The 12,143-nt window shown below is 51.7% G+C and carries 12 protein-coding genes; 10 read left to right on the forward strand and 2 right to left on the reverse strand.

Translation table 11 applies throughout. From position 1 onward, the window contains the following. The first annotated feature begins 91 nt into the window (after nucleotides 1-91). From doeA to M0220_RS11470, 10 genes are all read left to right on the forward strand, one after another. On the forward strand, nucleotides 92-1,291 hold the full coding sequence (gene doeA / locus M0220_RS11425; protein WP_030073913.1) for an ectoine hydrolase DoeA: 1,200 nt from the start codon (nucleotides 92-94) through the stop codon (nucleotides 1,289-1,291). Between the two features lie 27 nt (nucleotides 1,292-1,318). Then, nucleotides 1,319-2,350 (forward strand): N(2)-acetyl-L-2,4-diaminobutanoate deacetylase DoeB, encoded by a 1,032-nt coding sequence (doeB, locus tag M0220_RS11430; RefSeq protein WP_030073911.1) that lies wholly within the window; start codon nucleotides 1,319-1,321, stop codon nucleotides 2,348-2,350. Nucleotides 2,351-2,358: 8 nt separating this feature from the next. Beyond that, a complete protein-coding gene (locus M0220_RS11435) occupies nucleotides 2,359-2,835 on the forward strand; it encodes an Lrp/AsnC family transcriptional regulator (protein WP_030073909.1) in 477 nt (158 codons plus the stop codon). 260 nt (nucleotides 2,836-3,095) lie between these two features. After that, complete coding sequence (locus M0220_RS11440; protein WP_264017684.1) at nucleotides 3,096-4,592, forward strand: NAD-dependent succinate-semialdehyde dehydrogenase; 1,497 nt, start codon at nucleotides 3,096-3,098, stop codon at nucleotides 4,590-4,592. Nucleotides 4,593-4,762: 170 nt separating this feature from the next. Continuing rightward, nucleotides 4,763-6,196, forward strand: coding sequence for an aspartate aminotransferase family protein (locus M0220_RS11445; RefSeq protein ID WP_030073905.1), 1,434 nt, complete (start codon nucleotides 4,763-4,765; stop codon nucleotides 6,194-6,196). 131 nt (nucleotides 6,197-6,327) lie between these two features. After that, complete coding sequence (locus M0220_RS11450; protein ID WP_264017686.1) at nucleotides 6,328-7,005, forward strand: haloacid dehalogenase type II; 678 nt, start codon at nucleotides 6,328-6,330, stop codon at nucleotides 7,003-7,005. A 61-nt stretch (nucleotides 7,006-7,066) separates the two neighbouring features. Beyond that, on the forward strand, nucleotides 7,067-7,414 hold the full coding sequence (locus M0220_RS11455) for a putative quinol monooxygenase (protein WP_030073901.1): 348 nt from the start codon (nucleotides 7,067-7,069) through the stop codon (nucleotides 7,412-7,414). Nucleotides 7,415-7,471: 57 nt separating this feature from the next. Beyond that, entirely contained in the window at nucleotides 7,472-7,939 is a 468-nt protein-coding gene (locus M0220_RS11460; protein WP_030073899.1) for an S-ribosylhomocysteine lyase, read from the forward strand. A 145-nt stretch (nucleotides 7,940-8,084) separates the two neighbouring features. After that, nucleotides 8,085-8,696: a LysE family translocator gene (locus tag M0220_RS11465; RefSeq protein ID WP_030073898.1), complete on the forward strand. Its 612-nt coding sequence runs from the start codon at nucleotides 8,085-8,087 to the stop codon at nucleotides 8,694-8,696. A gap of 178 nt (nucleotides 8,697-8,874) precedes the next feature. Next, nucleotides 8,875-10,518, forward strand: a complete 1,644-nt coding sequence (locus tag M0220_RS11470) for a methyltransferase regulatory domain-containing protein (protein WP_051690189.1) — start codon at nucleotides 8,875-8,877, stop codon at nucleotides 10,516-10,518. Nucleotides 10,519-10,597: 79 nt separating this feature from the next. Here M0220_RS11470 and M0220_RS11475 read toward each other — a convergent pair whose 3' ends face one another. Together M0220_RS11475 and M0220_RS11480 are read right to left on the reverse strand one after the other, a co-directional pair. Next, on the reverse strand, nucleotides 10,598-11,305 hold the full coding sequence (locus M0220_RS11475; protein ID WP_030073894.1) for an inorganic diphosphatase: 708 nt from the start codon (nucleotides 11,303-11,305) through the stop codon (nucleotides 10,598-10,600). Between the two features lie 75 nt (nucleotides 11,306-11,380). After that, nucleotides 11,381-12,040, reverse strand: a complete 660-nt coding sequence (locus M0220_RS11480; protein WP_264017687.1) for a DUF1826 domain-containing protein — start codon at nucleotides 12,038-12,040, stop codon at nucleotides 11,381-11,383. Between the last annotated feature and the right edge of the window lie 103 nt (nucleotides 12,041-12,143).

Consider the following 12,143-nt stretch of genomic DNA (forward strand, 5'->3'; position numbering starts at 1 on the left):
CGGTGGCCAGGTCGATCCTGTGGCCCAGCGTAACTAACTTATAACAAGTGAAGGCGCTGGTTCTTAGTGATCTTTGATGGCGAGTTGCCCGATGACTGAGGTTTCCCTGCCTTTCACGCGTAAAGAGTATGCTAATCGCTTGTGGAAGGTGCGTGCAGAAATGGCTGTCCGTGGAATTGACGTATTGATCGTCAGTGACCCTTCCAACATGGCATGGCTAACCGGCTATGACGGCTGGTCTTTTTATGTGCATCAGTGTGTACTTGTGGGGCTTGAAGGTGAGCCTGTATGGTTTGGTCGCCGTATGGATGCTAACGGCGCTCTGCGAACCTGCTGGATAGACCCCGACAATATCACCTACTATCCAGACTACTATGTCCAAAATCCAGACATGCATCCGATGGAATATTTGGCCCAGTCGATAATGCCCGACCGTGGCTGGCATACCGGCGTGGTGGGCATGGAGATGGACAACTACTACTTCTCTGCTAAAGCCTACCAAAGCCTTTTGCGTGAGCTTCCCCATGCGCGCTTTATGGATGCCAACGCTCTCGTAAACTGGTGCCGAGCGATTAAGTCGCCTCAAGAAATCGCCTACATGCGCGTGGCGGCAAAAATTGTTGAAGGCATGCATACGCGCATTTTGGAAGTCATTGAACCTGGGCTGCCAAAAAGTAAGCTGGTCTCGGAAATTTACCGCGTCGGCATCGAAGGGTTTATTGACGAGAACGGTAAGGTGTTTGGTGGTGACTATCCTGCCATTGTGCCTATGCTGCCCACTGGAAAAGATGCCGCAGCGCCACACTTAACCTGGGATGACACGCCATTTCGCAAAGGCGAAGGTACGTTTTTCGAAATTGCCGGTGTGTTCAAGCGCTACCACGCACCGATGTCGCGCACCGTCTTTCTAGGTACGCCCCCGGCAGACTTCATTCGTGCTGAATCTGCTTTGCTGGAAGGCATCGAGAGTGGACTTGCCGTGGCTAAGCCGGGTAATCGTACGGCGGATATTGCCATGGCGCTGGGTGCGGCGATGGATAAGTACGGTTTTGACCGTGGTGGCGCACGCTGTGGCTATCCTATCGGTATTTCATACCCGCCGGACTGGGGCGAGCGCACAATGAGCTTACGTCCGTCAGACGACACTATTCTTCAACCAGGCATGACGTTTCACTTCATGCCTGGCCTCTGGGTAGAAGATTGGGGGCTAGAAATTACCGAAAGCATTCTGATTACTGAAAATGGCTGTGAAACCCTGGCTAATTTTCCGCGCCAGCTGTTTGTTAAGTAGCTGTCTATACAATACAAGGGACATACGATGACGCTTCAACCGAACCAACTGCGGCCAAGCCCTATTTCTGCCACCGTTGATTTCGACGCCGACGGCATTCAACACGGCTTTTTAAAACTGCCGATTTCGACCGATGAGTCTGCCTGGGGCGCGGTGATGATTCCTATCACCGTAGTGAAAAATGGGGAAGGCCCCACGGCACTACTAACTGGCGGTAATCATGGTGATGAATACGAAGGCATTACCTCGCTGCTTAAACTATCTTCCACGTTGAAAGCTGAAGAGGTGAGTGGCCGAGTAATTATTGTGCCGTGTATGAATACCCCCGCAGTTATGGCGGGCAAGCGCACGTCGCCGATGGATAAAGGCAATCTGAACCGTAGTTTTCCCGGTGATCCTAACGGTACCGTAACATCGCAAATTGCTGATTATTTTACCCGTGTATTGGTGCCCATGAGCGATGTCGTGCTCGATCTGCACTCTGGCGGGCGTACCCTGGATATTCTGCCGTTTGGCGCCTCCCATGTGTTAGACGACAAGGCTCAACAGCAGGCGGCACTAGAGGGTGCCAAAGCATTCGGTGCCCCCTACGCCATGGTGATGTTCGAGCTAGACGCAGAAAAGCTATTCGATACTGCCTGTGAGCGTCAGGGCAAAGTGTTTGTGGCTACCGAACTTGGCGGCGGCGGCACGTCTACTCCCCAAAGTATTGCGATTGCAGAGCGTGGCGTACGCAACTTTTTAATTCATTACGGACTGGTGGAAGGCACCATCACTATGCCTGCAGGCGGGCAGATGTACCTCGATATGCCGGATGCCAGCTGCTACGTGCAAAGCCAGCACTCTGGGGTGTTAGAGCTGTTGGTGGCGCTGGGTGATGAAGTGAAAAATGGTCAAACCATTGCCTATGTGTACGACATGACCCGCAGCGGTACCGCGCCAGTGGCTTATAAAGCGGAACGCGACGGTATTTTAATGGCTCGCCGAGCGCCATCGTTAATCAATATGGGGGACACCTTAGCGGTGATTGCCGATGTTGTTGAACGCCTGGAGGCGTAACATCCGGCATGATGAAACTAGACCGTTATGACCTAAAGATCCTTGATATTCTTGCGCGGGATGGCCGGATAACCAAGTCGAAGCTCGCCGAAGCGATTAATCTCTCGGTTAGCCCCTGCTGGGAGCGGGTGAAACGGCTGGAAAATGCCGGGGTGATTGAGGGCTACACTGCGCGCATCAATGCCGAGGTATTGGTGCCGCGCAACCCTGTTTGGGTGCAGATTGAACTCAAACAGCACAACGCTGAAAGTTTTTCCCGCTTTGAAGCCTTGGTCATGCAGACGCCAGAAGTAACTGAGTGTGTGGCAGTAGGGGGCGGCGTCGATTACTTAGTTAAGTTTGAAGCCCGCACCATTGATAGCTATCAGCGCTTAATCGACAAATGGCTGGTATCTGATGCGGGTATTGAGCGCTACTTTACCTACATCGTTACGAAAACAGTTAAGCATGAACCTATCGGTGTGGACTGCAGCACGTCGCTGTAGTGGTTTGTCGTTGCCGCGGTTTGTCGCTGCCGTGATTTAAAGGACCGCCCCGAAAAAACACCCTTCAAAATAGACTTTCACAAAAAAAGTGCCGGAATTCTCCGGCGCTTTCAAAAACACTTCGTGCGCTAACTCCCTTAACCTACACACACTGAATCAGTTCAGTTTTCAGCTGAGCTGATGACCTATCGTTTTATGCGCAACGGCTTGCTGGCCATGCTTGGCTTCACCGTAAATGGCTGCAACCTGGGGAGGTGCCCATGACCCTACTATCGACGACGCTTGTTAAACGCCTGGAAGATCCGCGCCTGTTCCGGCAGTACGCCTACATCGACGGGAAATGGACGCATGGCGATGCTGGCCGTGAAGAAGCCGTCTACGACCCCGCGACGAACGAAGTCATTGGGCACATTCCGCTGCTGGAAGCCGAACAAATTACCGCTGCAGTTGATGCGGCCGAAGCCGCTTTTGTTCACTGGCGCGCCTTGCGTGCTGACGAACGCTGCGAGCGGCTGCTGGCATGGTACGACTTGATTCAAGCGAACCGTGAAGATCTAGCGACCATCATGACGTTGGAGCAGGGTAAGCCGCTGCCGGATGCTCGTGGTGAAGTCGAATACGGTGCCAGTTTCGTGCGCTGGTTCGCTGAAGAAGGTAAACGCACCTACGGCGAAACCATTCCCAGCCATATCCCCAACGCCTCACTTGGCACCATTAAGGAGCCGGTCGGTATTGCGGCGATGATTACGCCGTGGAACTTCCCGCTGGCCATGATTACCCGCAAGGCCGCAGCGGCATTGGCGGCTGGCTGCCCGGTAATCATTAAGCCTGCCAATGAAACGCCATTTTCAGCGCTGGCGCTGGCGGAGCTTGCCGAGCGGGCAGGTATTCCAGACGGTATTTTTAACGTCGTGTTGGGTGATCCTGCCGAGGTCTCGAAAATTTTGTGCAGCGAGCCGCGTATTCGCGCGCTTTCGTTCACTGGTTCCACCCGTGTTGGCCGATTGTTAATCGAACAGAGCGCAAACACGGTTAAACGCCTATCGCTGGAACTAGGTGGCAACGCGCCGTTTATCGTGGGGCCTGATATGGACCCTAAAGAGGCCGCTTATGCCGCAGTCTCGGCGAAATTCCAGACGGCAGGACAAGATTGCTTGGCAGCCAACCGTATTCTGGTACACGAATCTATCCACGATGAATTCGTTGAGCAATTTACTGAGCGCATGGCGGCACTGACCGTGGGTAACGGCCTGCATGGGGAAGTTGACCTTGGCCCGCTTATCCACCGTCAGGCTGTCGAAAAAGCGGCATCGATTGTCGATGATGCGATTTCCAAAGGCGCCACGATGATTGCAGGCGATCAAAGCCAAGCGCCGGGTGATAACTTCTTTATGCCGGTGCTGTTAACCAACGTGACGCCGCAGATGAAAGTATGGCGTGAAGAAAACTTTGCACCTGTGGCCGGTATTACCGCTTATAGTAGCGACGACGACGTCATTGAGATGGCCAACGACACTGAGTATGGCTTAGCAGCTTATATCTACACCCACGATATTCGCCGCATTTGGAAGCTAATGCGTGCGCTTGAGTATGGCATGGTCAGCGTCAACTCAGTGAAAATGACTGGACCACCAGTGCCTTTTGGTGGCGTGAAACAGTCCGGCCTGGGCCGTGAAGGCGGCGCTACGGGTATCGATGAGTATTTAGAAACAAAGTATTACTGCCTAGGGGCGCTAGGTTCCGTCTCGGGAAGCTAACCGTCGCGCGCTAAAACGCTCTCCCATAACCGCAACTTAGTAATGCTAGAGCGCTTGTGGGAGGTTGGCTCCGCCGGGCGAAAGGTTCGCTAGGTGCGCAAATTATGAGTCACCAATGATAAAACACCCTCTCCAACCAATGGGGAGGTTTACTGTATAGAGAGAACGTTATGAGCTTGCATCAGGATCTGATCGAACGCGACCGTAAAGTCACTTTTCACGCCTCAACCCACCTTCGCGACTTCGCCCATGGTGATTTACCAGGCCGTGTTATTACCGGCGGCAAGGGTATTAACATCGTCGACAAAGATGGTCGTGAGTTTATCGATGGCTTTGCGGGTCTTTACTGCGTCAATATCGGCTATGGCCGCACTGAAGTAGCCGAAGCGATCTATAAGCAAGCGCTAGAACTTTCTTATTACCATACTTATGTGGGCCACTCGAACGAGCCGCAGATTGAGCTTTCTGAGCGCATTCTGAAAATTGCCGGTATGAACATGTCTAAGGTTTACTACGGCATGTCAGGGTCTGACGCTAACGAAACCCAGCTCAAAATTGTGCGCTACTACAACAACGTGCTGGGTCGCCCGCAGAAGAAAAAAGTGATCTCGCGTATGCGTGGTTATCACGGTTCCGGCATCGCTTCCGGCTCGCTCACCGGTTTGAAAGCGTTCCACGACCACTTTGATCTGCCGATTGACACCATTCGCCATACCGAAGCACCGCATTACTATCTGCGCGCGGCAGAACAGCACGGCATGACCGAGCGTGAATTTTCTGGCTACTGTGCCGATAAGCTGGAAGCGATGATTCTGGAAGAAGGCCCCGACACCGTGGCGGCCTTTATTGGTGAGCCGGTACTGGGTACCGGTGGTATCGTGCCGCCGCCAGAAGGCTATTGGGATGCCATTCAAGCGGTACTGAATAAGTACGATGTACTATTGATCGCTGACGAAGTCGTATGTGGCTTTGGCCGTACCGGTTCAGACTTTGGTAGCCACCACTACAACATGAAGCCTGACTTGGTCACCATTGCTAAAGGGCTAACTAGCGCCTACCAGCCGCTTTCTGGCGTGATTGTTGGCGACAAAGTATGGAAGGTACTGGAGCAGGGAACCGGCGAATTTGGTCCCATCGGTCATGGTTGGACCTATTCAGGTCACGCACTGGGCTGTGCCGCAGGCCTTGCTAACCTGGATATTATCGAGCGCGAAAATCTAGTAGGTAACTCTGCCGAAACTGGCGGTTACTTCCAGCAGCAGCTCAAGGCCACCTTTGAGGGTCATCCGTTGCTGGGTGACGTACGCGGTGTTGGCCTAATGGCCGCGCTAGAGTTCTCTCCAGACGCCAAACAGCGCCTGCATTTCGACCCAGCACTTAAAGTTGGACCGCGTGTCGCAGCAGCAGCAATGGAAGAGAATCTGATTGCCCGTGCCATGCCGCAAGGCGATATTCTGGGCTTTGCGCCACCGTTGACTATTAACCGCTCTGAAGTTGACGAAATGATTGGTCGTGCCAAGCGTGCCATTGATCGCGTGACTGATGAGTTGGTGCGTTCTGGCGATCTTAAAACCGGTCAGCAAGAAGCCGCTTTTACAATTTAATAACGCGTATTGCTAGCCAAACGCCGCTGCCCGACGCAGCGGCGTTTTTGTTTTTTAAGAGGGCAGCTATGCTAGAGAAATAAAACCACCTATCGCCAATGATTGTCTTATCCACCACGCCAGGAGCTGTCATGCAACCAGTACTCGCCTTTGATGTATACGGCACGCTTATTGATACCCAAGGGGTATCGGTAGAGTTGGAACGCCGCCTTAGTGATGCCACCAAAGCAGCAGAGTTTGCTAAGCGTTGGCGGGAAAAACAGCTGGAATATAGCTTTCGTCATGGGTTGATGGGGGCTTATGTGCCGTTTTCGGAATGCACGCGGGAGGCATTAGTATTCACCGACCGCGCGCTGCAAACGGGCCTATCAGATAACGACCAAGACCACTTAATGGCCGTCTATGCTGAGTTGCCTGCATTTGCCGATGTGATCCCCGCGCTTGACCAGCTCCGTGATGCGGGTATTCGCTGCGTGGCGTTTTCTAACGGCACTCAAGAAGCCGTCACTAAGCTACTTACGCGCGCGGGCGTGGAAAGCCATATGGATGACGTGGTCAGTGTTGATGATGTTAAACGCTTCAAGCCGGACCCCGCCGTATATGCTTATTTACGCACCCGCTTAGAAGCACGCCCAGAACACACCTGGCTGATTTCCAGCAACCCGTTTGATGTCATTGGGGCAACCCATGCTGGCTTGCGCAGCGCCTGGGTGCGCCGTCACTCTGACGCTCCGTTTGACCCCTGGGGAGGTGAACCGGATATGACGGTAACTGATTTAGAAGCGCTGGCGGACCGAATGAGTCGTTAGGTTGTGAACCCGCATCGACAGGCCGCATAATGATGCCCACTCAACCGCTTAGGATATAACTATGTCAGAAAAAATTTACTGTATCGCCAGCTTTAAGCCCAAGGCCGGAAAAGAAGAAGCGGTATTTAAGGCACTGCAAGCTTTGGAACCTAACACCCATCGCGAAGATGCCTGTATTCACTACACCGTCACGCGGCAGATTGATAACCCGTTTGCCCAAGGCACCAGCTATCCAATTGTATTTCACGAAATTTGGGCCAGCCGTGAAGAGTTTGAGGCCCATTGCCAGCGTAAAGAGATTCAAGATTTTTTCGCTAAGCACGTTGAGTCCCCTGAGGGCGACATTGAAGATGCAAACGTGTGTGTCTATACCGACGAGCCGTGGAACTTTGACGCTCCTAAGGTGTAAAAAGCACTAGCGGTTGTTTAGACGACGCAAGCGATATACCAAGATGACGGAGCCAATATGACCGAAAAGAAAATGAACGTCGAAAGCTTTAACCTGGACCATACCAAGGTAAAAGCGCCTTACGTACGTTTGGCTGATATTAAAGAAGGCCAACATGGCGACCGCATTCATAAGTATGATTTGCGCATTTGCCAGCCTAATAAAGGGCACATGGAGATGCCGGCACTGCACTCCTTAGAGCACTTGATGGCTGAGATGTCGCGTAATCACACCGACAAGGTGGTTGACATTAGCCCGATGGGTTGCCAAACCGGTTTTTATATCGCAATGATCAACCACGATGATTATGACGATGTGTTAAGTATCATCGAGAAGACGCTAAATGATGTGCTAACCGCAACGGAAGTACCCGCCTGTAATGAAATGCAGTGCGGCTGGGCCGCCAGTCACAGCCTGGAAGGTGCCCAAGAGCTTGCTAAAGACCTGCTGGCTAAGCGCAGTGAATGGAACCAAGTATTTGCGTAAACGTTAGATGCCAGCGCGCGACTTGTTCGTCCAACGCCTCCTTTTTGGAGGCGTTTTAGTATTAGTCTATTAACTGGTGGAAAACGCTGAGTGGCAGTGACATGCTGGCAACTCAAGCGTACTTATCAGTGGGTGGTGCATTAACATGTTATTCGATACATGGTTGCTATATTTCATTGCCTGCATAGGCTTGTCGCTTTCACCAGGGCCGAACGGCCTGCTGGCGCTTACCCACGGGGCGCTGCATGGCAGCCGAAAAACACTGTTCACTATCGCCGGGGGCGCTACAGGATTTATCTTGATCATCGCCCTGTGTTTGTTTGGTATTGGGGCGCTGGTTAAGTCGTCTGTGGTGTGGCTAACCGTGCTGAAATGGGTCGGCGGAGCCTACCTTGTATGGTTGGGTATTCAGGTATGGCGTTCACCGCCTATCAGTGGGGAAGTTGATGTGAATGCCAGTTGGAAGAGTGGCTGGCATCTATACCGCCAAGGCGCACTGTCATCCATCACTAACCCAAAAGTGCTGCTGTTTTTCAGCGCATTTTTACCTCAGTTTATTGACCCGCAACGTAGCTTGATCCTGCAGTTTTTCGTACTGGCAGGCACCTTTGTGATCATTGAATGCTTAGTTGAAGGCTTGCTTGCCAATATGGCTAACCGCATTCGTCATTGGTTGAAGCGTGTTGGCCGTGGTTTCAACCGCACCTGTGGAGGTATTTTTGTCGCTATTGGCGCGGCACTACCACTGCGGGCTTAACACTAACCCTGGGTGCTTTTGTCTGGAGATAGATGCGGCAACGTTATCGATAAACGGTACTTAAACGGCATAAGTAAACCAAATGCACGACAAATCACATCGTTCGTATATTCTGAGCCATGCGTGCTAAGCAGTAGAAGGGTACGCCTTTCGCACAGTAACGACTATGGTAACGAATATGACAAAAGACCTCGTTTCCCTGTTGAAGCAGAGCTACGACAGCGTACCCTACGAATCTCATCCCTTTCCGCAAACAGCACCAGAGCATCTTCATGCACTGGCTTTTCTATTCGGCCTTGACGCGCCAGACCCAGCAACGGCAAGGGTGCTAGAAATCGGCTGCTCTGCTGGGGAGAATATTTTCCCTTATGCCGCTCGTAACCCCCAGGCTCAGGTGGTGGGTATCGACCTTTCCGACGTGCAGATTAACCATGGCAAAGCGCGGCTAAATGAGATTGGGTTAGCCAATGTGCGTCTACAAGCCGTTAATATTGAAGAGATAGGTAAGGCTGAGCAGCCTTATGATTATATCATTTGTCACGGCGTGTTTAGCTGGGTGCCCACATCAGTACAGCAGGCTATTTTACGAGTTTGCTCTGAAAACTTGAGCGAAAGCGGTATTGCCTATATCAGCTACAACACGTACCCAGGTTGGAAAACCAAGGAGATCATCCGTGATGCCATGCTGTTGCGGGGTGCTGAGCGCGTCACGCCGGAAGAAAAACTCTCCTACGCTATGGGCATGGTGGATTTTCTTCAGCAGGTCAGCCTGGATAATAGCGTTTTACGGAAAGTGCTGGATGAAAATGCCGACCACATCCGCCAAGGTAAAGCCAGCTACCTGCTCCACGAGTTCCTAGAGCCCTGTAACCAGCCGATGTATTTCAAGGACTTTATGGCGCTGGCAGGTGAGTATGGACTGGGGTATCTGGCAGAAGCTGAGCCCAACACTATGTTCCTAAGCAATTATGCCTCCTCTATTGCCGAACCATTAAGTAAAGAAGTTACCCATCAAGAGCAGCTAGAGCAGTACCTTGATTTTGTGCGTAATCGTGCCTTCCGGCAGACCCTGCTAGTGCATAAATCTCAACAGGCAAAAATTCGCTATGCACTGGATGCTGAGCGCTTGCAGAAATTCTACGTTGCTGGCGTCTTCTTTGATCATCAGATTACCAGTGATACGCGTCAGCCTAAAACTTACACGGATTGGCGGGGCGGTGAGGTCATACCGGGCAGTGCCCTAGAATATGCATTTATGGAAGCACTCTCGAAAGTCTACCCTGCTACCCTTAACGTAGACCAGCTGACCGCCGCGCTTATTGCCAGCGGCCAGCTTTCTACTGGGCAGGATGCCCGAGCGCTCGCTTTAGCGTTTCTGGAAACCTATGTGATTCGTGGTCACGTACGCATACGCACACACGTGGCTAGCCAAATGGCGACAGTAAATGCAGAGGCAGAAGCTGATCCCGCAACAGTTAAGTGGCAGTGGCACAGTGGGGTCATTCGCCATGGTAATGGCTGGGCAACTTCGCCCTGGCATGAAATGGTGGCACTTTCCCCGCTTGCTATGGTTCTGGCCAAGTTACTGGAAACCCCAGTGTCTTTTGAACAACTGAAAACAGCCACCTCAGTGGCACTAGAAAAAGGCGAGATCAGCCTGCTACAAGATGGCAAACCGAGCCATCTCACCAAAGACTCCAAAGGCCCCGCATCTACTCACTACCTGCAGGCAGCCCTCGAGAGCATGCTAAGAACGTATCAACGTCATGGTGTTTTGGCCGCGATAAATGCAAGTAACAGCGCTAATGAGCACAATGTATAAATAAGAAAACGTCACTGCTCTATTGTTTAGAGCAGTGACGGTTAAACGACGTAAATTTTGGCGGTCTTATTCGATAAGTTTATTGTGGGGCTGAAAAATTCTCAGCCGCTGCTTCTAGTACGGTTAATGCAGATTCGGCGTCTTCAAACCCTAGACCTTCCATGCCACCATCAGGGCCTTTGTAATTCGCAAACCAGATATCAACGATCTGGCTAACGCCAGGAAACTCACTATCGAGTTGCTGCATACTTTCGATATGGGCAAACGGTGAATCCTGGGTAAGCACTGCCACCAGTTTGTCGTCTTGCTCGCCGTCGTCTAACATTTTTAAAACGCCAATAACACGTACATCAACAATCTCACCGCGCGGTATCGCCTGACCCAATACAATGACATCCAATGGGTCACCATCACCCCCAAGTTCTTTGGGCAGGGCAGTACCAGGAATGGCGCCGTAATTTCCGGGGTAACCCAAGTAATTCACGACGCGCGGCTCGCCGTCTTTATACTCCCAATAAACCGCGTTTGGGTCTTCTTTGCTAACTTCCCATTTGGCAGATGTGCCTGTTGGTATCTCGATAATGGCGTTAGCAAAACCATTGCTATTAATGGCATCCATCGCCATTAATTCGTCATCACCTACAATGGTGAAATCATCTTTTAGGGTCATTGCTGAGGAATAGGGCGTTGTTTCAGAAAAGGCTAGGTTGCCTAATGACTCAGCAAACGCCGTGGTTGTTAACATCGAGAGACTTATGACACCTGCAAGCAGTAGTTTGTTATGCATGACCATTCCCATGAGCGATTTAATTTATTAAACCTTATCAGGGGGGAATGACGGATTAGTGACAAGTTCAAGGCGTTAAGCGGGATCAATGGTTAGCAGTAGCCGCTTTTGACCTGCCTCCAAAGAGGGGCTGCGGTGTACTAAACCGTGTTCTTCACAGCCTACCCAGCCACTGCCTTTTATTAACGCGATGTCACCAGCCTGCAAACGCTGAATGGCAGTTGGGTCGTTGATAATCTCTGGGCGATCAGATGTTGGTGCACCTAGCCCGGCGCGGTTAATGGCACTTTCAGGTAACCATTCACTGCCTGGGCCAACATAGGTGGTTACTAAGCGTACCGACAAGTTGTCGCAGTGAAAGCGTGGGCACATCGCCGCCGTTAGTAAGCGTAAACGAATGCCCACAGTGTCGGTATCAAACAGGAATGCGATAGCTTCAGCAATGATGGTTATATCATCAACCAGTGCATCACCCGCTGACGGCTCTGGGAGCTTTCGGCGCAAGTCATTTTTAAAGTCATCTTTAGGGCTGCCAAGCCATGCGTACTGCCAGTCTCGCGATGTCTGGCTCTGTGCGTTTGCGCTTAGCGCCACATCGGCGGGCAGAGCGCGGTGCAGAATAGCGATGTTAATCTGTTCTTCAAATATACGCGGAAGTACGCTGATGTCGGTATCCAGTGCGGCGTGTTGTGGTAGCACCCAAGATGCAGCTTGATGGGAGTCTGGGGTAGGCATTTAGATCTCCTGTTACGTTTGGCAGTGCATTAGCATTGAGAAAGGTTAGGTCGCAGAGCTCTATTTGTTATGTTATAACGTTTTTATCAATAGGAGGCTATAC

The sequence above is a fragment of the Halomonas qinghailakensis genome, assembly GCF_025820815.1.
Classification (GTDB): Bacteria; Pseudomonadota; Gammaproteobacteria; order Pseudomonadales; family Halomonadaceae; genus Vreelandella; species Vreelandella qaidamensis.